We start from the raw sequence: 22,770 nt of genomic DNA, 5'->3' as shown, positions 1-22,770 counted from the left end.
GACGGAGCCGCATATGCGGAGTTCTACCGAAGCCCGGGCTATGATCAGCTCAACCACTCGAAACCTTTTCTCCGGGATATACAACACTATGTGTAATTCCTTCACGCAGCGGCTTTTCATCGTCGCCTTCAGTGCTCTAGCAGTCTCCTCGATTCCATATGTCTCCGCTCAGGTAAGTCCCGGATCCTCACGCGAGATCGTCGTCAGCGTGAAAGATGCGCGCGGTCCCGTCGATCGCTTTTTTGATCTTTCGGTTGGCTCCGATTATCCCGGAACGTTGATTCGCGATGACAGCCAGGCGCAGCTCAAGCTCGTGACCGACGAGCTTGGTTTTCGCTACATACGATTTCACGCCATCTTCCATGATGTCCTGGGAACTGTGCGTATCGAAAACGGCAAGACCGTGTATGACTGGACGAAGGTCGACCAGCTCTACGATGATCTGCTGGCGCGAAATATCAGGCCGTTTGTCGAGCTCGGCTTTACTCCGAAAGCGCTGGCGACCTCGCAGAACAGCATCTTCTACTGGCACGGGAACACATCGCATCCAAAGCCGGATGGCTGGCGCGATCTGGTAAATGCCTTCGTCCGGCACCTTGAAGAGCGCTACGGAAAGGACGAAGTCCGCAGTTGGTACTTCGAAGTGTGGAACGAGCCGAACCTGTCCGGCTTCTGGGAAGGCGGCGACCAGAAGGCATACTTCGAACTTTACGATTTGACCTCGAAGACGATCAAAAACGTCGACCCCAGGTTGCGCGTCGGAGGGCCCAGCACGGCCGGTGCGGCATGGGTGCCGGAATTTCTTGCGCACGTTAGGCAGAGCGGCGCTCCGGTCGATTTCGTGACCACTCATACTTACGGCGTGCAAGGTGGATTTCTTGACGAGAACGGAAAGAGCGACACGAAACTCGATCCTTCTCAAGACGCAATCATCGGTGATGTACGGCACGTTCGCGAGCAAATCTCCGCATCAGCTTTTCCTGCTCTTCCGCTCTATTTCACCGAGTGGAGTACCAGCTACACGCCACGCGATTCCGTTCACGACTCTTACATCAGCGCGCCCTACATCCTCACCAAACTCAAAGCAAGCCAGGGGTTGCTGCAGGGAATGAGCTACTGGACCTTCACCGACCTCTTCGAGGAGCCCGGGCCGCCGACAGCCCCTTTTCAGGGTGGATTCGGATTGTTGAACCCTCAGGGAATTCGTAAGCCGGCCTACTTCGCTTACAAATACCTGCATGCGCTCCTGGGTGACAGTCTGGCAACCAACGACCCGCAGGCGATGCTGTCCGCAAAGGATGGAAACGTGGCTGCTGTGATCTGGAACTTCGAACAGCCGGACCAGAAAGTCAGCAATCGCTCGTTTTATACGAAGGTGATTCCTTCGCATCCTGTCGCGCCTGTAAATCTGCATCTGACGCACCTCGCCGCAAATTCCACCTATCACCTTGAAGTGCATCGCACGGGGTTTCATGCCAATGATGCCTACACCGCTTACATCGAACTCGGTTCTCCCAATGAGCTGACTGAAGCGCAGATCGCGCATCTGAGCGAACTCACGCAGGATCTTCCTGAGACGGATAAGGTCGTGCGAAGCGATACCAGCGGCAATGTCGAAATAACATTTCCGATGAACAGTAACGACATCGTTCTTGTGAAGCTGGCTCGCAGCGAGAAAGGCAAATGATTGATGTTCTGCATGTCACTTTCTAGGAACAAAAGGATCCGCAAGGCAAGCTACTGCGAAAGGCGAGTCTGGTTTCTCGCTCTTCTGTTTCTTACTGTCGTCAGTCTGGGGCTCTCAAGCCTCGCAGCAAGCGCACAGAATACTTCGGCTCATCCGACCTGGCCCGGTCCGGGGCAACTTTTTGTGGGCACGTGTTATCAACCCGTTGACCGGTCTCCGGAGCAAATCGACCAGGACATTGCCATCATGAAGCACGCCGGCTTCAACGTCGTGCGGATGGGCGATCTGTCGTGGGATTCCTTCGAGCCATCGCGGGGTAAGTTCACCTTTGAATGGTTCGACAGCATCATGGACAAGATGCATGCCGCCGGAATCCAAGTAATTCTGGACATCCCGGGTCTGCCCGCGCCCATCTGGCTCCATCGCGCGTACCCGGGCGTTGATATCGTTGCGCAAGATGGCACACGTCTTCCTCCCGCAGAGCGTTACATGGACAACATCAGCGACCCCGACTACATTCGCGAGGTTGGCGCCATGGCTGACGCGTTGATGAAGCGCTATGCGCATCATCCCGCGGTGATTGCCATCGGCTATGACAACGAAATCGGAAACGGCTTCATGTCGTATTCGGAGGCTGACCGGCAACGCTTCATTACATGGCTCAAGCAGAAGTACGGAACCATTGACGCACTGAACAAGGCGTGGGCAACACAGAGATGGTCGCGCCGGCTGAACAGCTTTGAAGATGTCGATCTCCCGCTCGCAAACGGTCCCGGACCATCGGAGCGATACCTTGACCTGCATCGCTATTGGTCGGATGTAACCGTGGCTCGCTTGAAAGAACTGGACGCGATTCGTCAGAGAGAAATGCCAGAGATTCCATCAATTTCGAATCTCTGGGACACGGCGTCGCGTCGCGGCTTTGACTACCTTTCAACGTACAAGGCCTATGTCTCATACGGAGCTGAAGGTTTCTACCCCGGTGATCCCATCAGCGGTTCATTCGGCGCATTGATGACGAAAGGAGCATTGCTGACACCGATATGGTTTAACGAGTTCACTGCAGGTGGCGGTGGATTCTACGGAACACCGGGCCGCAGCCGCATGTACGCCTACCTGGGACTCATAATAGGAGCTCAAGGGACCCTTGCCTGGACCTTCAACAGTCATCAAGGAGGAGAGGAGCAAGCGCTCTTCGGGTTGGTAAATCACGATGGAACTCCTTCATGGAAAGTGGATGAGTTCGCACGCATCTCTGCGGAGTTCAAGCAACTCGAGAAATACGGTTTCCCCCGCTACACGCATCCCGAAGTGGCCATCGCCTATTCATTCGATTCCTTCATCGACTCCCATCCCAATGGTCCTTCCAATACAACGCTGCAATACTTCAAGCCTCCCTACGCCGAACAGGTGCAGGGCGCTTTTGAACCGTTTTTTCGCGCCAACCTCGACACCGCTATCATCAACATCGGGCACGAGATTCTTGCACCCTACAAACTGGTCGTAGTGCCAGCCGATTACGTGATGGATGAGGCGACCGCATCAGCGCTCCGGGATTACGTGAGCAATGGAGGCACAGTATTGATGACGGCACTCTCAGCCAAAGTGGATGAGCACGGGCAATGGTTTGACACTCCGCTGCCCGGGCGATTGAGCGACGTGTTTGGACTGAAGACCAACGCGTTCTACGACTCTCCGGCATTGAAATTCGAGCTGGATGGCAAGGCGATAGACACCAATGTGCATCGCTTCGAAGTTCTCGAGCCTTCAACGGCAACTGTGCTTGCTCGATTCACGAACATCACAGATCATTCACCCGCACTTACACTTAACAAATTCGGTAAAGGCAATGCTCTCTACCTGGCGACTGAGGCGAACCGTTCGACAATCGGCCCCGTCCTCGAACGCGTACTTCAGCTTTCCGGCATTCAAGCGGGCCCTTCGACTCCGGAAGGCGTTTACGCCCGCGTAGTAGAGGGTCGCACTCTGTACGTAAACACAACTGAAGAAAACAAGATCGTAGACATCAAGGGGAGCAAGCGAAGCATCCAGACCAATCGGATCTATGAAGGCACTATAGTCTTGGGTCCGCTGCAATCCGATCTCGTCCAATGAAGAACGGCGAGCAATGCTTATTGTGGCGCGGATCTCAGTTCAGAAAACCGAGAATCTGAGCGCGACACTTTCAGCGCTGAATAAACTTTTTCATCGCAATACATTCATGCACGCTGACACTAAAGAAGAGTTATTTGGACGATAAGTCGCCTTCTCGCCAACTTGATTGGGACCGAACGACACTTTGCTGCTAATCAACTTTCGATGGGCGCTTTTCGGACAGTGTGCTTCGGTGCGCAGGCTACGAACGTAAACAGCAACTCGCTGTCAATGTCCGGCCAGCAACTCATTCACCCGTGCCATCACCTTGAAAGCATCGGCAACATACACCACGTCTGCCTTGCCGCGCGCCCACCCGCAGTTCGGGTCCAGCGAAATAGCTCTGCGATCCCCGATGAATCGCCATCCAACAACGTGCGGCTCTTCGCCATGACAGCACGTCGACAAGCCCTTGGCATGCCGTGGTGTCGATCCCGTCTGCCCCACCTGGTTCATATGCGTAAGGAAGGGAAGTACGGGCTGCCCGTCGCCGCCTTGGTCAACAAGCGACTTCGAACTGCCCAGAGAAGCACCTGTGTTGCTCAGAAAATTCAAAATCAACTCGCCGGCCTCGCCTGCATGCACCTGCCCGTCGGACTGCTTTTTGGTCCATCCTGCGCCAGCAACGAAAAGCATCTTTGCCTCCGGTCGGATCGTCTGCGCACTTAGCTCCGGAGACCGCATGCCAATTACCGTAGTGCGCATCGCCGGCAATGCAACTGCGACTTGCTCTACCTTCACGTCCTCTACGCCACCTTCAAAAGGTGCATACGTTCCAGCATCGAGCAGAAGAATCCATGGCCGCTTCGCGCGAGTAATCACCGCCTCGATGCGCTGACGATAAAACCAGCGCGATACCTCAACGCCGTTTTCGCAGCGAATCGAAGTGACGTGCGTGTCTACACATCCACCCAGGCGAAGCGCCACCCCGGCCGCCACCCGTGCAAATCGCGAACTTCCCGTCGTCAGCACGATGGTTGCGGCGGCAGCTTTGCACAATGCTTCGCACGCCGCTGCATCGCTCGCATAGCGTGCCTGTGCAAACGCCTCACCCGATACGCCGAAAATGCGCGCGCCAACTCCAGCCAACGAGCGCGCCGCAGAGCTTGCTTCAGCCGCAACAACACCAATCGTCAAGGAAGCATCAAGCCACGCCGCCAATTCCTTGCCCGCACTCACGGCTTCCAGCGAAGCAGTTGTCAAGACAGAGCCCGTTTCATCCGCATGCGTTAAAACCAGAATCGTCTCTGCCATCACTTTGCTCCCACCCACTCCACCAGTTCCCGTGCGATGGCGTCCACCGCCATATCCTTCACCACGCGCGTCTGCCTCTGCTGCTTTGGCAAACTCGCAGATACATATTGCAGATCGTTCTCAGCAACGGAAACCGCCTTCGCCTTTTGCAGCGCCGGCATCACCGTCCGCATATTCGCCATGCCGATCTGCGGGTTGTTCCGAGGTTCCGCAAGATTCCCGGTAGCCCAGCCAAACAGCGCTGGCGCCCCAGCGCACACTGACACTTGGTGTTTGCCACCTTCTACGCGCTCCAGCACTTCAAACGAACCATCGTCAAGAAACTCGATCTGATCTACACCCATAAACTGATCGCTGATACCCAGCAGCTCGCCCACGATCTGCATCGTCACGCCCGCACCGCGCGTAGCCGATTCCCACCCGCCAAACAGCAGCAGCTTCGCTTTTTCTAATCCCGCAAGGCCATTAATCGCCTCTGCCAGCACTGCCGCGGTGGCCTGGGCATCCACAAATCCGCTTACAGGCGCATCGATAGCGACAAGTTCGAAACTCACTTTCTGCGCGACCGTCATCATCACCTGCTGCAGCTTCGCTTTCGGCCCGAGAGAAACCAGCCATACCTTGCTGCCGGGATTCTTCGCCGCCAGGCTAGCCGCTTCGTAAAGCGAGCTTGCCGCCCACGGATCGAGCACCGCCGGCAGCATCATCTCGTTCTTAAGCGCAGGCCCCTTCGGCCCCATCACTGGCTCCAGCGTCTGCAACGGGTCCGGTACAATCCCCGCGCACACTACAATGTGTAGCTCCATAGCTTCTAGCTCCTAGCTTTTAGCGGCTCTTTTCGGTTGGCCGCGGAGTTGAGGGTGTGTATGAAGGAATGAAGCATTTTGGATATCTCTTCAAGGAGTACCGTGGCTTCCTCCAAGTCTTCGGACTTCGTCAAACGCAACCTGTTCACTACAACGAGCTGAGTTTGTAACTCGTAGGTCGAACCTTGTGCCAATCCTAGAAATTGACGAAACTCGCGCGGATTCAGCCTGCCGCGTCCTTCTGCAATATTGCTTGCGATCGAGACGCTAGCTCTGCGCATTTGAGAACTCAATCCATATATTTCATCTTTTGGCAAAGATTGTGTGAGCTTGTATGTACAAACCGTAAGCTCGATCGCCTTCTGCCACACAACAAGATTTCGATAGTCCTGTGCCATCTAGTTGCCACCAACCCTTGTTCGCTTCTTTCTTGCTTGAGGCAGCTTCGATCACCGTTTTCGAGCTAGAAGCTCGCGGCTGGAAGCTAAAAGCTGATCATCAGTTCTCAGCGGAATGCAGTCCGCCCGATCCCGCACGAAACTCAATATTGGTCAGTCCGTCGCGGCCAGCCCTCGAGCAGTTCCACAGGCACGCTCCGCAATGCACGCACTTCTCCCGCTCGAACGCCGGTACTCCTTCGGTGCCCAGCGTTAGCGCCTGCCCCGAGCACATGGCAATGCAAGTCTTGTCATCGCATTCAATGCACAGTCCAGCGTCTCTAAACACGACATGGTCCGCGAACGCCGGCATCGCCTGCACTTTGCCCCCCATTAGCAGGGCGTCCTGGTGCGAGACAAGCAATTTTCCGTCAAAGTCAATCTCCGGCCAGCCTCGCGCTGACATCATCGCGTCGTGCAGTGGACGGCCATCGTCCACCGCCAGCATCGCAGCCTCGCGCCGTTTCAATTCCTTGAGAGACTTCACAGGCCGCTTTTTGATTTGCTTATGGGAAGGTGGCACAGTCGCTACCAACGACAATCTTCCCCCTGTCAGCCCCGCCAGCCCCATTCCCATCATTCCCGACACAAATCCGCGATGAAATCCATTGCGCGCATTCATCGCGTCCAGCGCATTGCGTTCGATCCAACTCGCCCGGCGCCGCGCCTCATAGGTCGTCGACAGATTCTCCTGCGTGAAGCTGCGTCCTTCGCGAAGCAGATCAACCACCGACTCACCCAGTTGCACGCCCGTCGTCCACGCCTCGTCCACGCCCGATCCCGCCAGCATATTGGTCGAGCCCGATCCCTCGCCGATGCGAGCGTAGCCATCGCCTACCAGGAAAGGCTCGCCGTGTGCTCCCGACTCATCCAGCGATTTCGCCCCCCACGAACGCAGCGAACCACCCTTCAGGTGACGCCAGAGTGCGGGGTGCTGGATGAAATGCTGCAGGTAGCGATAAACTGTCCGCGCCGGATCGCCCATCCACGACGGTACAAAGATGCCAACCGATGCAAGCCGCTCGGGATGCACATAAAGAAATCCAAAAATCTCCGGCTCGGGATAGCCGAAGGTATGCCAAACCGTTCCAGCCTCGAGTGATGTCTCTTCCGGCAACTCGATGACGAACTTCATACCTAAAGCCCATTCGCGCTTGTCGTGTCCTGTCGGCATGCCAAGCCGCTGGTCGATAGCCCGGCCAACCTGCCCAAAGGGGCCGTCGCCGACTACAGTCAGATTTGCGTATACATCCATGCCGGCAACGAATCCTGTTGCTGGTGCGCCTTCGCTGTCTACCCCCTGGTCTGTCAGCCGCACTCCTGCAACCCGCTCGCCAGTGCGTTCGGCATTCTCGACAAAAATAGGTTGACTCACCGGCATCGACGGCCAGATCTGAACTAATCCCGACGACATCAGCTGCGTCCCGACCCACTGGTTGAATTGTCCGATCGACATCACCAGCCCGCCACCCTTGTGAAGGAACCGCGGTGTCCATGGCAGATGAAATGCATAGTCGCGAACACCCAAAGTCGCGCTTAGCGCGCGTAGCACTCGATCGCCCAAGCGTAAAAGCCATGGGCGGCGACTTGCACCGACTGGATCAAGCAGGTAAAGAATGCGCTCCGTTTTTACTGGAGCAACCATGGCGATATCGGCTGGATTGAAATCGAGAAAGCTGGCGCGAATGCCTCGTGCCGCAGTCACCACGCCACTCACGCCTGATGCAATATCATCGGCCCGCTCGTAACACACTATCTGCAGCGGAAGACCCGGAGCGACCTTGCTTTCAAATGCGGGATCGGCAGGGTTTTCATTCCACGCGCGCGTCAACGTGGTCAGAAATCCTCCCATTGCAGGACCGAATCCAACACAAGCAATATCGGCTTCCATTGACTGACGCTCGATCTCTACCTCTGTGTTCTGTTCGGTGCTCTTATCTATGCTCATGCGGGATAATCCAGTGCTTCCGGAATCATCACTTTGCTCACCGTCTCGGCAGCGCGATCCTTGGCCAGTCGCGACCCGCTCAGGCAGCTGCACAATTTGTTTTGCAACCGCAGGAATTCACTTGCGCCGGTACAACCTGCGCATGGTCCGGCCTTCATTGCATGACGGCCATCGTTTTCCACGACATCCACCGCCATGGCAGCAATCCCCGGCATCGTCTCTTCCAGTTCATCCAACTCATCGGCCGTAAAGCACAACCTGCAGCCTGTTTCGTTCCATGCAGGATGTTCGTTGTACCCAAACACCAGCTCTGCACAGATCCGCGAGACCTCTCCGGCCGCCTGTGCCGCCTGCACGTGGCAAAGATCATTAAGAAACTGCACGGTGCCTGCCAAACCATCCGACGCTGCCGAATCGTCTTTCCCGCGATGCTCGAGTTCGAGCACATCAAGAATCTGGTGTCGTGATGCCAGCAGCCAGCACAGTGCATCAGCCAGTGGGAAAGTAACTCCCTGCCGTTGTCCGTGATAGAGCTTGTTGCCTTCCGCGTCGGCGGATTTCTGCAGATGCTCCAGAGTCCACAACCACATCTTCATAGCGGAAGCCAGCGTGCATGCTCCAGTCCCCGGATGTGTTGCAGCGATGCGTCGCATCTCTGCAGCCCACGCATGCATCTGCGCCAGGAACACTTCGGAGGTCATCGTGATGGTCAACTGCCGTCGCTGCACCGCCTCAGGCCCTTCATAGGTCGCTTCAAGCTGCGCATCCATCCACTTGCTCGCCAGAAAACCAGGACAATCTTCCGTGATCCCGTAACCGCCCATCAGGCTAACGGCCTCACGCATCATGTTTGCGCCATGTCCCGTGTTCCAGAGTTTCGTCGCGGGACAAAGAACATTCGCCTCGGCATCCTTCAGCACAAATTGCACCAGCGGATCAGACCCAATTTCCGTTCGTTTTGGATCATCTTCACGCATCTTCAATGAATCAATCGCGCGCTGCTCAAATTCGCGCAGTGCCTTCAATCCAGCTCTGCCCGCACCGATGCCGCTTTGTGCAAGGATCGCCGTTTTTTGCTTTTCCAACGGATCGAGCTCATCAAACAGCCGCGCAGCCGCAAAGCCCAGCGAAGCGGCTGCCTCCCCCGTTGCCCACACATCCACTAGCCTGTGCAGTGCATCTTCGCGCTGCTGAATACCTTGCTCGTAGCGCACCGTTCCGGGGCGCGCACCTTCGGCTCCGCGGAAACGCCCGCGTTGATAACGAATCACCGGCTCTACCGCGGACAACAACTTTGCCGCCGTCATCAGACCGACGGTTACGCGCGTCCTCCGGAAAACCGCTTCAATGACGTCACTATGATTGAAATTCGGAACGATCACGCCATCCTTCACCGTGTAACCGCCGACAATGCGACTGGCCGGCACTTTCAAATTGAAGATGGGATCGCCGGTCGATGAAAGCTGGTGCACCAGCTTCTTGGTAGGAGTGCCCGGATCGAACGTACCTTCGTCCGTTTCTTCCAGAATCACCACGCAACTGCCCTTGATCTGCGCATCGTCGGACCCCACGGCCGCCGTCACGAAATTCGCAAATGCAATGTTCGTGATGAAGCGCCCACGCTTCTCGACTTGCAGCCATGGCTCCTGCCCATGCTCCCACTCAGCCACGCGCACTTTGCCATTCAGCATTCCCGTGTCGACGCCCACATAAGGAATCGGCTCAGTCAGCACGAAAGCACCGCGCCACGGACGCCGACCTTCACCGTTCTGTGGCGGAGCACACAAACTCATGTAATGCGCGGCCTGTTCCGGCGTTCCGCGTTCGTGGATCGGCTCCAAAGCCAGAAACCCAGCCAGGCTCGCAGTTGCTGCGCCGCCGTCCACCCACGCCAGCTCAAAGGCAGCCAGAGCCAGTGCCAGGTTCTTCGGGCCAGTAATGAATCCACCCTCGTCGGGCTCCATGAAAGCCCCCGTAATGCCCGCACGATCGAAGGCCTCCATCATCGCGTTTTTCGCCGGAGTCCACTCGTGACTGTTCCGTTCACCGGCCGCCACCATGTGCGCTACAGTACTCCGCGCCACACCACGCGCCGACTGCACCAGCATCTGCAGATCGTAGCGATCCGCAAATCGCCATTGCATTTGGCGAACGGGATCACCGGGAAGGGTAAGCATTGCGGGTCTAGAAGTCGTCACAGACGTGGCCATAAAAGCGCACCTCAATCAGCGGCAACAATTGTCCCGAAAGTTACATACCTCGGCATGTGACTCGCATCACCACCGAAGGATAGTGCGTCTTGCTTTGAACCTGGGATTGGGGGGATGCAGGCTCGATTTCACTGTGACTTTCAGGGCCCCTCAATGAAAACAGGGAGTTGACAGAGGTACGTCAACTCCCTGGATTCATCGATGATTCGCTGATGGCGCGAAAGTGCAGAACTCCAATCGACGCCGTTGCGCCGATTATTGGTCCTCGCCGTCAGATACGCGTTCAAGTGAGATCGGCATGAGGAACGTTGGTACTGGCCCGATCCCTAGTTTCGGGTCAGCGACGTTTACGTTGACAGCGTGCAGTGTCTCGCCATCGGCCCCTACGAAAACCTCGATCTGATATGGCGGATACACGTTGTCGTTCAGAACGATAGTGCCCTGGCAATCGAGCGGGTCGACTTTATACCACCCGGTCATTGTCCGCTTGAGGATTGTTCCGTTTGCGCTCAGAGTGTCCCATGCAAGGACTGTTCCGCTTCCGGCAGGAGCGTCAGGAAATGCCGACTTGGACGGAGGAAGCTTAGGGTAAAAGCGCATTGCGCCACTCATTGATCCAGGCACGTAGCCGAGCCCGGAGATCTCTGTGTTCGCTAGTGACTGTTCAACTGGATAACCCGGGGCGAGTGCCCATCCCAGTGTGTTGTAGCTATAGCTTCCCGCGATGGCGCTATTGTGACAACCGCGAGTCTCCATTAAAACGCTGCTTGCGCCCACCACCAGCCCAGCGTCAGTGTGAATCATCTCGACCCGACGACCGTTCTGGGTGACGATGAGCTGGAAATTGTAATTCGTTTGGCCATCGCTTCCGCTGAAGGTCCCGGAACACAAAGCTGGAGTCTTGCCGGTATCCCAACTGAGTTTGAATGGTCCGTTGATGAGAACATCTGTCTTCAACCCTAGCCATCCAATCGAAATGGTCTCGACATTCGCGGCGGTTCCGCCAGAAAAGAAAGTGATCTTTCCCGCTCCGGCATTGGGCACCAGTCCCATTCCTGGGGGAGTTGGGAGGTTGAGAGCCGCGAAATAGACCGGGATGTTCAGAAATCCCTGAAAGGTATTGGCATAAGTCTGGTTGGCTACCAGGTAGCTGCAATCGCCCCCTTGCCGTTGGGCAGAGAGTGCGGGTACGAGCAGGCATAGCGAGGCGGTCAGCAAAACCGAACGGCGAAAGCTGGTCATAATCGTTGCTCCTTTTCTCATGAGCCAGGCGATGCGCGGCAAACGAATAGGCAGGACGTCCGGAAAGCAGTCCATTTCTGAGCTTCCGGGGCTGGCAAATGTTGCGCGCCTGCCGAATCTCACCTGGCCAAACTACGTCGCTACTGTGCCCGAGAAAGCAGAAGACTTCAATGGTCAGACTGTACAGTCTGGATGAGTGTCCGATGAGCGACTAAGAGATTGAAGAGGCTGTATTTACGCATAGATATATACGCGCGTGTCTGTTTTCTTGGGGATATAATTCCTTGACTTTTATCTTTGATTTTCCTTCGGTGCCTATGGAAAATGCGGCGCCGGCACTCTCGCGCATCTCTTTCGGAGTTTTCGAAATGGAACTCCACACAGGGGAACTGCGCAGAGCCGGAGTCCTCGTCCATTTACCCCCTCAACCGTACAAGGTCCTCGTCCTGCTGGCCAGCCGTTCAGGACAACTTATCACCCGGGAGGAAATTCGTCAGGTCATTTGGGGCAACGATACTTTCGTTGACTTTGAACATGGCTTGAACTTCGCTATCAAGAAGATCCGCGACGCACTCGGAGATGACGCCGAATCGCCGCGCTTCATTCAGACACTCCCCCGGCGCGGTTACCGCTTCATTGCGCAGGTGAGGCTCTCCGGCCCGCCAGTCCGCACTGGGAGTCCGGCTATCGAGTCCTCGCATGCATCCGCGCAGACTGCGGTCCAGGAAACGACACAAATACCCCGAAGAGTCGACACCAGGCCCAGCATCTCGGCGCGGCATCGACTCTACGCATCGGTGCTTCTCGGCGCCTTGATTCTTACTGCAGTCATCGTCTTCGCTGTCGATCCCGCCGGTCTTCGTTACCGCACGTTAGCAGCACTTCATTTGGAGAAGTCCCAGGCGCAGCCTCACATCGATTCCATCGCCGTATTGCCTCTCGAAAACCTCTCCGGCGATCCGGAGCAGGAGTACTTTGCCGACGGCCTTACCGATACGCTGATCACTAACCTCGGCCAGGTACTGACGATGCGCGTCATTTCGCGGGCCTCCGTCCTCCGCTACAAGCGAGGCAAAACACCGCTGCCTGAAATTGCCCGCGAACTCAACGTAGATGCGGTCGTCGAAGGCACCGTATTACGAGCTGGCAACAAGGTGCGAATCAGCGTCCAACTACTGAATGCGCGCACCGACCGGCATCTTTGGGCCGAAACCTACGAGCGTAACCTCGAAGATGTCATCGTCCTTGAACGGCAAATGGCACTGGCCATCGCCCACGAGATCAGCGGCCGCCTCAATCCAGGTCAGGAAATGCATTTGAACAGCGGAAGGCCGGTCAACCCCCACGCTTACGATGCTTACGTTCGAGGCCGTGTCCTTTTCGGAGAACGGACCGCTGAAACCGAAACCAACGCACGCAGCTACTTTGAAGAGGCGCTCCGTGCCGATCCCAACTTCGCGCCAGCATACTCCGGCTTAGCCGACTTCTATTCTGTGAGTTGGCATACAACGAGCGATTTTCCTCTCGCTGAACAATATGCTCGTAAGTCGATTGCGCTAGATCCCGACCTTGCAGAAGGCCACGCATCTTTGGGAATCGCCCAGTTGGGTCAGCACAAGTTCATCGATGCAGAAACCGAACTCAAGAAGGCAATTGAGCTGAACTCTAACTACGCCATGGCTCACCATCTGATGGCGGACTATTGGATGGACATGGGACGCATCACCGATGCGCTGGCCGAAAATGATCGTGCCCGCCAGCTTGATCCCTTTTCCTTTCCTATCAACTTTATGCGTGGGGGCATACTCGCATACTCTGGAGACACCGAACGAGCCGTTCAGCAGTTGCAGTTCGTATCCTCGATCAATCCGCAGTCTCCAAGTCCGCACGAACTCCTTGCGCTGGTGTACTGGATCAATGGAAAGGTGCCGGCCGCGTTGATCGAAGAAAAGCAAATTGGCGCCTTGGGGCATGACCCTCAACTGATTAACGATGCGGACCGAATTGCCCGTGTATATTCGAAATCCGGTCTGCATTCAGCTCTGCGCGAGGATATTTTATTGCGCGAGAATGCACATGCCCGAACCTCTCACGGCGATCAGATGACCCACGGGTTTTACACGAGCATTTCGATCGCGTCTCAATACGCAATTCTGGGTGATCGGGATCGGACACTGCATTGGATCAACGAAGCTATGCATGAGGAACTGGATCATTCTCCTGAGGACCTGATGTGCGCCCCCCAATTCAGTTTTGTTCGCTCCGATCCCCGGTTCCAGGCAATCCTGCGCACGTTCGGTCTCCCGCTTCGATAACCAGCTTATAAAGTCCCGCCAGAAACACCGTGAAGTGGCTCGCATCACAAACAGTATGCATGGGATGTGATTTCTACACTCTCCAGTTGTGACAACTATCACTGCGGCCGATATAGCAAAAAGCGTCTCCTCGAGGTTGCAATCCCCGCCAGGACTTGTTCGGGCAAGTGGAGAAATCCGCTAAGGGGAAGCCATGGGCGCGAGCAGGTTTGCTCACCAAACCATGGAGGAAGAAGACGGCCGCATGACCAAAGCCGCACGCATCGCAGCATTCTTCATAGCAGTTATTGTGGGGCCGGCCGACTGGCTGAACGACATTTCACGGCTGATGCGACATCGCAGAGCCGTGACGATATCCCTCTTCGCAATCGCTGTCTTTCTCTGGACCGGTCGACTCGCAGCACAAACGGATTGTCTCGCCTGCCATAGCGACAAGACCATGCAGGATGCCGCCGGCCACAGCATCTCCGTGGATGGCCAAAAGTTCGGCGCCAGCGTCCACGGCAGCCTTCAATGCAACAACTGCCACGCCGACATCAAGGAATATCCTCATCCCGACCACATCGCCAAGGTTGAATGCAAATCCTGCCACGCCGACGAAGCTTCCAAACTGACAACCAGCGTTCATTCCTCTTCCAAGGAGCATCCATGCACCAGTTGTCACGGCAACGCGCACGAGATCTTCCCCAAGGCTGACTCCCGCTCGGCCGTCTATCCGCTGAACATTCCCAAAACCTGTGGCCAGTGCCACAGCGATGGCGCTATGGCTACAAAAAAGGGCCTGCCCAGTGTCTTCACGCACTATATGGATTCAATTCACGGCTTCGCACTGAGCAAAGAAGGTCTGCTGGTCGCCGCGAATTGCCAGAGCTGTCACGGATCGCACAACATCCTTAGCCGCAAGGATCCGGCCAGTCCCACCTTCAAAGCCAACATCCCCAAAACCTGCGGCAACTGCCACGCCAAGATCAACGACGATTACCAGGCCGGTGCCCACGGTCATGCCATCGCATCCGGCAACCTCAAAGCCCCGGTCTGCACAGACTGCCATACAACCCACGCAATCCTGCAACCGACGGAATCTGAATTCCGCATGCAGTCGACTCCGATCTGCGGCTCCTGCCACAAGGACAAGCTCACTACTTATCACGACACCTTCCATTCGCAGCTTGGCTCGCTCGGCGGTTACGTGGAGACGGCGCGTTGCTGGGATTGTCACGGCGCACACGAGATCTATCCGGCATCCGATCCGCGCTCGCCCATCCACAAGGCCAGCCTTGTTAAGACTTGTGGTAAATGTCACACCGGCGCAAATCTGAGCTTCGTGCAATATCAGCCGCATGCCAACGCGCACGATCGAAAACTAAATCCGGCTCTCTACTACGTGCGCCTGTTTATGAATCTGTTGCTGGCGTGCGTGCTGACCTTCTTCGTGATTCACACGATTCTATGGCTGATTCGTGCCAGGTTTGACCAGGTCAGAAAAAAGTCGGCCACCGGAGGGAAAGATGCCTGAACTGGCACAAGCACCCGTCGAAACTGAAGTACAGAAGACAGCAAGCGGTCGCTTCTTCAATCGCTTCACCCGCGAGCAGCGTTATCTCCACGCTGTCTTGTTCTCCACCTTTCTTGGTCTTGCTGGAACAGGGCTGCCTCTGCGCTTCAGCGAAAGCATCTGGGCGCGGGGTCTCGCCGGCGCAGTCGGCGGATTCGGCGCCATTCTCTTCTTTCACAAGTTCTGCGCCCTGGTCCTCACCATCGCGTTCCTTATCCACGTGAAAGAAGTCTTCACGCGGGGCCTCGTCCGCCGCGAAAAAGGAATCTTCTGGGGTGCGACCTCCATGGTTGCCAACTGGAGAGATGCGAAAGACATGTTCAATCACATGCGCTGGATGCTCGGTCTCGGCCCCAAGCCGCAATTTGAGCGCTACGCCTATTGGGAGAAGTTTGACTACTGGGCCGTGTTCTGGGGAATGATCGTCATCGGCTTCTCCGGCTATGCCATGTGGTTCGCGCCATTCTTTGCGCGCTTCCTTCCCGGCTGGGCACTCAACGCCGCGCTAGTCATTCACAGCGAAGAAGGCCTGCTGGCAATTCTCTTCATCTTCTCCATCCACTTCGTGAACACCCACCTGCGTCCCGACAGTTTTCCCATGGACATGGTGATCTTCACCGGCGTCGAGAGCGAAGAAGAATTCAGACACAAGCGCCCGCAGGAATACGCCCGCATGGTACGCGAAGGCAAACTCGAGCAGCGCATCGGCACCGCCCCCGCACCATGGTTCGTCAATGGCTCGCGCGTAGTAGGCTTCACCGCCATCTTCATCGGCCTGACGCTGCTCGTGCTAACCCTGACCGCCTATTTCAAATAGGCAAAGTCACATATGCCAGAGGTGATTGAGAACCAAGCCTTACGATCATTCATGCAAACTTCGGCCATCACCAGCGCAATACAACAAGCCTGTATCAGGGCGTGACTTCAGTCATGCCGAAGAGAATCCAACAAGCAGCGGGGCTTTAGCCCCTGCCGTCGCGCGCTGCAAATACTCGAGCATTAACCATCACGCTTGCAGACCAAAAAATATCAAACTTTACAACCATCCAACCCGCGGACGTCGACTTTCAGCATTGCCACAAAGGCCGCAGCAAAAGCTTGTATCAGGACATGACTTCGGTCATGCCGAAAGGGCATGCAAAAGAAGTAGCCCCCAACTCAATAATCAAGCCTCTTCGGCATGCCTCAAGCCATGCCCGGATACAAGACCGCCTTTTCCGTTTCCCCGCGACCCGTGACGACTGTCACCGCATACAAATCATCAAAAGCGTCTCCTGATCACCGTGAAAGTTTCCAGCAGAATCCTGCTCTGTACGCTCGCATTCTTTCTGCTGGGCTCGGCCCTCCCCACTCGCGCCCAACATAAGCTGAAAGATGAAGACTGCCTCACCTGCCACGGTGACTCTACCCTCACCACAGATGTAAACGGCAAGTCCGTCTCCCTCTTCGTCGATGCGAAAAAGCTCAAGCACTCCATTCACGCGTCCATGAAACTCGCGTGCGTGGACTGCCACAAGGACGTGAAGAGCCTCGCGCACGACTCGCCGCCCCAGAAGGTTCTCTGCGCGGATTGCCACGCCGACGCGAAGAATGCTTTTGCGCACAGCACCCACGCAAGAATTGTCTCTGGTGGTAAAGTCGCCGCCAATTGCCAGGATTGTCACGGTGGCGCCCACGAAGTCCTCGCCGGCGGAGCACCCGACTCGCCGATCAATCACGCCAACATTCCATACACCTGCGGCCGCTGCCACGGACAAAAGTTCCTCATGGAATCGAACGGCGAGAGCACTCAGGCCTTCCTTTCTTATCAGGAGAGCGTCCACGGTCGCGCTACCGAAAAGGGCTCGACGAAAGCTGCCGTCTGTACTGACTGCCACGGTGCGCACGACATCAGTCCCGCCAACGATTCTAAGTCAACCATATCCAAGTTCAATGTTCCGGCAACGTGCGGAAAATGTCATGCCGACATTACCGACACCTTTAATAAGAGCATCCACGGTCAAGCCATCGCGCGCGGCAATAATCAGTCTCCGGTCTGCACCGATTGCCACGGCATCCACTCCATTAAGTCGCACACCGATCCCAATTCGCCAGTCGCGGAGCAGAACGTCTCGCGGGATACTTGCGCCCGTTGTCACGAAGGAGTGCGGTTATCCAGCGAGTTCGGCGTCCCGGGCAATCGCGTCTCTTCCTACATGGACAGCTACCACGGCCTTGCCTCCGAAGGTGGTTCCGTGGTCGCCGCGAACTGCTCCAGTTGCCATGGCGTGCATAATATTCTCCCCTCCAGTGATCCTCACTCCACCATCAATCGCGCCAATCTCGACACTACCTGCGGCAAATGCCACAAGGGAGCAACCCAGAAATTCACTCTGACTCCCGTGCACCAGGCCGATGGCGTCCATCCTAAAGACATCGGCTCGATTCTCACGCGCTGGGTGCGGATCATCTACATCATCCTCATCCTCGGCGTCATCGGCGCCATGTTCATCCACAACTTCATCATCTGGCGCAGCAAAGCCGCCGCTCGCCGCCACATGCGAAATCCCATGATGCAGCGCATGACCACCAATCAGCGCTGGCAACATCTGATCCTTCTTTCCAGCTTCATCATCCTGGTCATCACGGGCTTCGCACTCAAGTTTCCAGATTCGTGGTTCGCTGAAGTTCTAGGCATGGGCGAACACCTGCGCAGCGTCGTGCATCGCATCGCCGGAGTCTTGCTGATCGCCGGCGGTTTCTATCACATCTTCTATGTCTCGATCGCGCAAGAAGGCCGTCGTCTCATATGGGATATCGCACCACGCCCGAAAGACGGCAAAGATGCCCTCGGCACCATGCTCTATTACCTGGGTCTCAGCAAAACCAAGCCACAGTTCGGCCGTTTCACCTACGGCGAAAAAGCGGAATACTGGGCGCTGGTCTGGGGTACTGGCCTCATGGGCGTTACCGGCGTGATGATGTGGGCCAAAGTGTGGGTAGGGAACTTGCTCGCGCGCTGGTGGGTAGATGTGGCAACCACCATTCACTATTACGAGGCAATCCTCGCCACCCTGGCGATCGTAGTCTGGCATTTCTACCAGGTCTTCGGCGATCCCGACGTCTACCCGATGAACTGGGCGTGGTGGGATGGCAAGATGTCAGTCGAGCATTACCGCGAAGAGCACGCCCTCGATACCGAGTCGCTGAGCAATCTAGAACCCGGCGGCACACCACGCAAGCCGGACGCTCCAAAGGAATGATACCGCTTCGTCACTGCAAGGGCAGAGAAGCATCGCCAAAGTATCGATCAGCTTCATAAAGACGGATCGTCGATTTCGTGACGGCCCGGTTGTCGTCAAAATCTCGTTTCATTGTGCCGATCTGATATGCATTCGTCAGCCCTTCCGGCATATTTTCTCAGCGCCGACCCCTTTAGTCTGCATCGAACTATTCTATGTCGGAAACCGGTGCCGAATTACCCGTAACCTCATCAGAAGAGCCAATCTGGGCGCCCGATGCCTACGCCTGCTATCAAGGAGTCATCCGAGGACTTCTTCAAGCCAACGTTCCGTTTGCTGTCAGTGGAGGCTTTGCCTTTCATCATCACACCGGCATCTGGCGCACCACCAAGGATCTCGATCTCGTAACCCCGCCCGACGCCGTGCCGCGCGCTTTCAAAGTCCTCGTTGAGGAAGGGTTCGAGACCTATGTGCAGGATCCAGTCTGGCTGGCCAAGGCTCGTCGCGGCGACTACTTCGTCGACCTCATTACTGGCGTCGGCAATGCCACTCTAACCGTCGAGCAAGAGTGGATCGATCGCGCACAGATTGATGAAGTTCTCGGCATCCGTTGCAAGGTCCTTTCGGCTGAGGAAATGATCGCGTCCAAGCTGTTCGTCACGCGTCGCGAGCGTTTCGACGGCGCCGACATCGCGCACTTGCTCAAAGCCTGTGCCCGCACGCTCGACTGGGACCGCCTGCGCAAACTCACCGAACCGCACTGGCAAATGCTCTTCGGAGAACTCGTGCTCTTCGCCTACATCTACCCGGCACGCACCAGCGACATTCCCCGGTCTGTGTGGAGTGAACTCATCGATCGTTTCCGGAATTCGGTTTTCAATCCGCAACCCTCGCAACCCTTCCGCGGAACACTCATCGATCCCAGAATGTTTGCCATCGACGTGAATGAGTGGGGCGAACGCGACCTTTATCGCGAACTCTGCGACAACTATCCGCACAACCTGCAGGAAACCAACACCACCCGGGGTAAAGAATGACAAGGAGCAAGGAATGAGACTTGCTGCCGTTGCAGACATCCATCTCTCCGCTGAAAATCACGAGCGCGATGTCCGCCAGTTTTTGCCTGTCAACGATCTGGCCGACGTCCTGGTCATCGCTGGCGACTTCACCAACCATGGCATGCCCGAAGAGATGCGCGCCGTCCTTGGAGTGCTCGAACACATTCGCATTCCCGTCATCGCCGTGCTCGGCAATCACGACCATGAGAGCGGTCATCAGGACGAGCTTGCAGGCATGCTCCGCATTGCGGGCGTTCACCTGCTTGACGGCCATTGCCACGAGATTGACGGCATCGGATTCGCCGGCACCAAGGGCTTCTGCGGCGGTTTCGCTCCATACGAGCTCATGCCGTTCGGAGAGCAGGGAATCAAGACCTTCGTCGAGATTGCCGAACGCGAAGCCATCAAGCTTGATTACGGCCTCGCGCAAACCAAGGCTCAAAAGAAAGTTGCCATCACCCACTACGCGCCAATTAAAGAAACCATTGTCGGAGAACCTGAGCCCATCTTCCCATTTCTAGGCAGCTCGCGCCTCGAACGTGCCCTTCAGGCCCATCAGCCAGTTCTCGCGCTCCACGGCCATGCCCACAAAGGAACATTCTCGGCTGAAACCAAATCGGGCGTACGCGTTTGCAACGTGGCTCTGCCGATCATCCGCCAGCGCGGAGAAGAGCATCACTTCGCCCTATTCAATTTGTGAAGCTTGGCTGAGATTGGCCGGCAAGGTGGCTCGGTCAAGTGGACTTACTTGTTCAGAGCCGCTAATCACACGAAAACACTGCGCGCACTTCGAGATAGGGCTTGTTAAATGCGTCCGGCAAACGCTTGTATCGCGCGTTGCAAACAGTACCCCACGCTGTGCGATCCAGCACTGTGCTCCCGGAAGGTGTTTCAAGAAAAATGCCGCCATTCATCAAATAGCCGTTAGGCAGGATTTTGAATCGAAGTGTCGTTGTCCCTGTTGTGCATGATGGTCCGTCAGAATTCGGCCCGTACAATCCCTTCCACGTCGTCTCCAGGGTCTTGTTCAGTGTGACCAGGTAGGGGCCAAAATCAACTCCCTGCATATCGGAAAGACTGACGACACGTATCAAGGGAAGTCCAGCTCTCCTGGCAGCACTCGCTTCGTTTCCTACGATCTTGCCGTGCTGAGGCATTCCGGGGTCGAAAGCGAGGGGGGACTCGACTCCCTTTTCTACGTGCGCTGTTGTTTTACCTTGCACCGCCCCGAATCGCACGGATACGACGGCCGTCCCGTTATTTAACTCGTGCGGTGTGCCGTCAGAGTCAAAGCGGATGATGTTCGGCGGAGTAACCGTGACCTTGACGTGCTCGAGATCGTGAACGATGACGTCATTCGACAGTTGCCGATACTTTAGCCCTACAACCAGGTGCTTATGCCCCGAAGGAAAGTCAAAGTAATTCACATTAATCCGTTCGAGGTCCTTCTCCGTTGGTTCCACATGTAAATGGAAGAAGCGTTCATCGAAGCCGCCATCCTCAAATCGAGCGAAAATCCGCACCGTCTCTTCGCCCAGTTCCACAGGTATCAATTCGAAGATTTTGGAATCGCCCGGCCCATCCAGGAGATGTCCGTCTTCCAACTCCGAATTCGTTACGACGTGCGTTCGATCGGGAACAACATTATTGAATGCGATCGACGGGTTGCTGCCTGCTCGCTTCTGCTCAAATCCAAATTGGCGAATCTTTCCCCCGCTGATCCTGAGCGGGATCCTGAAGGGCTGTGCCACTTCGACAGCATGAGAAAGGGGAGTGATCGAAAGCCGCGAGACGAAAAACTCTGAGTCGCTGATCTCGCTCCGAAGTCCGTCTGGGTTAACGGTCCACACTGTCTCCAACGGAGCGGCAGGTTGGGGTGGACGCAGCTGATCGCATCGCGAGTTATCGCCCGCCCACACGTTTGAACGAACCTGGATGCATGTCTCGCGCCTGGTCTGTCCAAACAAAATGCCGAGCAGCGCATCGCCCACGCGGAGCGGCTTGATTCCCCCGTCCTGGCTGACTTCGATAACCGGTTTTTCCTTCGATTGCTTTACGGAAAACTGCAAATAATCCGGTGTAACTTCGACAGGCTTCTTGGTGTTCAGATAATAGGCGACGGGAAAGAGGTGCTCCCAATACGCCGAGTCTCGATTCCATCGATCGTCTTTGAGACCGAGGGAAAGAACATCGGTATCCCTGTCAGGAGAACCGCTCGAGTGAAGGATCAATGCTGCGGGAGCGCGATCGGATGGAACGATTTTTACCTCTTCTTGTCTCTGGGAAAAGCCTCCATCTGTGAAGAATGTCATTATGCCTAATGGCGTCGTCCCCAGCCGGGTAGGGGTGATCACGACATAAGGACTTCCGTCGGCATGGCGACGAACCGAAGCTTGCTCCTTTCCGTCAACCCAGAGACAACTGATCGGGGGGCCCTCGAGAGTAAGCGGAATCTCATTCTGTTCACCTGCCTTCAGAGGGCCAGTTGGACGCAATTTGAGACGCGAATCGACTTCAAATTCCATTACCTTCTGTGATGGATCGATTCTGCATGGGGAAGAGTCATCATTGTCGGAGGTTTGGGCCGAGGCATGCGGAGCAAATACGGCCAGAACCCCGGCAATCACAGCAATGCTGGTTCGCGATTTATGGCGGGCCCGGTGTTGAGCGTTTTCTGTGGGATCAACTCGGTCCGATGGCGCTTCTGCAGTTCGACTCCGCGCCGTCAGCATCACACTGCGAATCGCCATACAAACGACGCCGCCAGCACAACTGCAGATGCTGCCAAAGCACTCCACACAGATGTCCTCCGCTCAGTGCCGCCATTCTAACCCGACCACAATGAATTGAGAGAGTTACCACCGGTGCTAAGAACTCGGAAAA

15 protein-coding genes are annotated in these 22,770 nt (G+C 56.1%); 8 read left to right on the top strand and 7 right to left on the bottom strand.

What is annotated here, in order from left to right:
* Positions 1–40: 40 nt before the first annotated feature.
* A complete protein-coding gene (locus P8935_RS17340; RefSeq protein ID WP_348261556.1) occupies positions 41–1,687 on the top strand; it encodes a beta-xylosidase in 1,647 nt (548 codons plus the stop codon).
* 12 nt (positions 1,688–1,699) lie between these two features.
* Positions 1,700–3,802, top strand: coding sequence for a beta-galactosidase (locus P8935_RS17335; protein WP_348261555.1), 2,103 nt, complete (start codon positions 1,700–1,702; stop codon positions 3,800–3,802).
* A 267-nt stretch (positions 3,803–4,069) separates the two neighbouring features.
* Here the strand turns inward: P8935_RS17335 and P8935_RS17330 are convergent, their stop codons facing one another.
* From P8935_RS17330 to P8935_RS17305, 6 genes are all read right to left on the bottom strand, one after another.
* Positions 4,070–5,095, bottom strand: coding sequence for a hypothetical protein (locus P8935_RS17330; RefSeq protein ID WP_348261554.1), 1,026 nt, complete (start codon positions 5,093–5,095; stop codon positions 4,070–4,072).
* Entirely contained in the window at positions 5,095–5,901 is an 807-nt protein-coding gene (locus P8935_RS17325; RefSeq protein WP_348261553.1) for a hypothetical protein, read from the bottom strand. Before P8935_RS17325 ends, P8935_RS17330 begins: the two co-directional genes overlap by 1 nt.
* A 5-nt stretch (positions 5,902–5,906) precedes the next feature.
* Entirely contained in the window at positions 5,907–6,299 is a 393-nt protein-coding gene (locus tag P8935_RS17320) for a four helix bundle protein (protein ID WP_348261552.1), read from the bottom strand.
* Positions 6,300–6,399: 100 nt separating this feature from the next.
* A complete protein-coding gene (locus tag P8935_RS17315) occupies positions 6,400–8,286 on the bottom strand; it encodes a hypothetical protein (protein ID WP_348261551.1) in 1,887 nt (628 codons plus the stop codon).
* Entirely contained in the window at positions 8,283–10,496 is a 2,214-nt protein-coding gene (locus P8935_RS17310) for an acyl-CoA dehydrogenase family protein (protein WP_348261550.1), read from the bottom strand. Before P8935_RS17310 ends, P8935_RS17315 begins: the two co-directional genes overlap by 4 nt.
* Positions 10,497–10,751: 255 nt before the next feature.
* A complete protein-coding gene (locus P8935_RS17305) occupies positions 10,752–11,738 on the bottom strand; it encodes a hypothetical protein (RefSeq protein WP_348261549.1) in 987 nt (328 codons plus the stop codon).
* 368 nt (positions 11,739–12,106) lie between these two features.
* Here P8935_RS17305 and P8935_RS17300 point away from each other — a divergent pair, with 368 nt between their 5' ends.
* The 6 genes from P8935_RS17300 to P8935_RS17275 all read left to right on the top strand — a co-directional run bounded on the left by P8935_RS17300 (position 12,107) and on the right by P8935_RS17275 (position 20,587).
* Positions 12,107–14,053, top strand: a complete 1,947-nt coding sequence (locus tag P8935_RS17300; protein WP_348261548.1) for a winged helix-turn-helix domain-containing protein — start codon at positions 12,107–12,109, stop codon at positions 14,051–14,053.
* 244 nt (positions 14,054–14,297) lie between these two features.
* A complete protein-coding gene (locus P8935_RS17295; protein WP_348261547.1) occupies positions 14,298–15,569 on the top strand; it encodes a cytochrome c3 family protein in 1,272 nt (423 codons plus the stop codon).
* The gene (locus tag P8935_RS17290; RefSeq protein WP_348261546.1) at positions 15,562–16,425 is read left to right on the top strand and encodes a hypothetical protein; all 864 of its coding nucleotides are present in this window, start codon (positions 15,562–15,564) and stop codon (positions 16,423–16,425) included. Before P8935_RS17295 ends, P8935_RS17290 begins: the two co-directional genes overlap by 8 nt.
* Positions 16,426–16,891: 466 nt before the next feature.
* A complete protein-coding gene (locus P8935_RS17285) occupies positions 16,892–18,850 on the top strand; it encodes a cytochrome b/b6 domain-containing protein (RefSeq protein ID WP_348261545.1) in 1,959 nt (652 codons plus the stop codon).
* A 194-nt stretch (positions 18,851–19,044) separates the two neighbouring features.
* The gene (locus tag P8935_RS17280) at positions 19,045–19,866 is read left to right on the top strand and encodes a nucleotidyltransferase (protein WP_348261544.1); all 822 of its coding nucleotides are present in this window, start codon (positions 19,045–19,047) and stop codon (positions 19,864–19,866) included.
* A gap of 13 nt (positions 19,867–19,879) precedes the next feature.
* Positions 19,880–20,587: a metallophosphoesterase gene (locus P8935_RS17275; protein WP_348261543.1), complete on the top strand. Its 708-nt coding sequence runs from the start codon at positions 19,880–19,882 to the stop codon at positions 20,585–20,587.
* 61 nt (positions 20,588–20,648) lie between these two features.
* Here the strand turns inward: P8935_RS17275 and P8935_RS17270 are convergent, their stop codons facing one another.
* Positions 20,649–22,637: a hypothetical protein gene (locus P8935_RS17270; protein ID WP_348261542.1), complete on the bottom strand. Its 1,989-nt coding sequence runs from the start codon at positions 22,635–22,637 to the stop codon at positions 20,649–20,651.
* Positions 22,638–22,770 lie beyond the last annotated feature (133 nt).

Source organism: Telmatobacter sp. DSM 110680 (assembly GCF_039994875.1).
GTDB lineage: Bacteria > Acidobacteriota > Terriglobia > Terriglobales > Acidobacteriaceae > Telmatobacter.
Note: the sequence above shows the minus strand (reverse complement) of the source record. Positions and strands in the feature narration are given on the sequence as shown.

Excerpts from the sequence above, each read along its gene's own strand:
- P8935_RS17300 (WP_348261548.1), top strand. The coding sequence starts at position 12,107 with ATGGAACTCCACACAGGGGAACTGCGCAGAGCCGGAGTCCTCGTCCAT.
- P8935_RS17320 (WP_348261552.1), bottom strand. The coding sequence starts at position 6,299 with ATGGCACAGGACTATCGAAATCTTGTTGTGTGGCAGAAGGCGATCGAG.
- P8935_RS17310 (WP_348261550.1), bottom strand. The coding sequence starts at position 10,496 with ATGGCCACGTCTGTGACGACTTCTAGACCCGCAATGCTTACCCTTCCC.
- P8935_RS17270 (WP_348261542.1), bottom strand. The coding sequence starts at position 22,637 with ATGGCGATTCGCAGTGTGATGCTGACGGCGCGGAGTCGAACTGCAGAA.
- P8935_RS17325 (WP_348261553.1), bottom strand. The coding sequence starts at position 5,901 with ATGGAGCTACACATTGTAGTGTGCGCGGGGATTGTACCGGACCCGTTG.
- P8935_RS17290 (WP_348261546.1), top strand. The coding sequence starts at position 15,562 with ATGCCTGAACTGGCACAAGCACCCGTCGAAACTGAAGTACAGAAGACA.
- P8935_RS17295 (WP_348261547.1), top strand. The coding sequence starts at position 14,298 with ATGACCAAAGCCGCACGCATCGCAGCATTCTTCATAGCAGTTATTGTG.
- P8935_RS17305 (WP_348261549.1), bottom strand. The coding sequence starts at position 11,738 with ATGACCAGCTTTCGCCGTTCGGTTTTGCTGACCGCCTCGCTATGCCTG.
- P8935_RS17335 (WP_348261555.1), top strand. The coding sequence starts at position 1,700 with ATGTCACTTTCTAGGAACAAAAGGATCCGCAAGGCAAGCTACTGCGAA.
- P8935_RS17315 (WP_348261551.1), bottom strand. The coding sequence starts at position 8,286 with ATGAGCATAGATAAGAGCACCGAACAGAACACAGAGGTAGAGATCGAG.
- P8935_RS17330 (WP_348261554.1), bottom strand. The coding sequence starts at position 5,095 with ATGGCAGAGACGATTCTGGTTTTAACGCATGCGGATGAAACGGGCTCT.
- P8935_RS17275 (WP_348261543.1), top strand. The coding sequence starts at position 19,880 with ATGAGACTTGCTGCCGTTGCAGACATCCATCTCTCCGCTGAAAATCAC.
- P8935_RS17280 (WP_348261544.1), top strand. The coding sequence starts at position 19,045 with ATGTCGGAAACCGGTGCCGAATTACCCGTAACCTCATCAGAAGAGCCA.
- P8935_RS17340 (WP_348261556.1), top strand. The coding sequence starts at position 41 with ATGATCAGCTCAACCACTCGAAACCTTTTCTCCGGGATATACAACACT.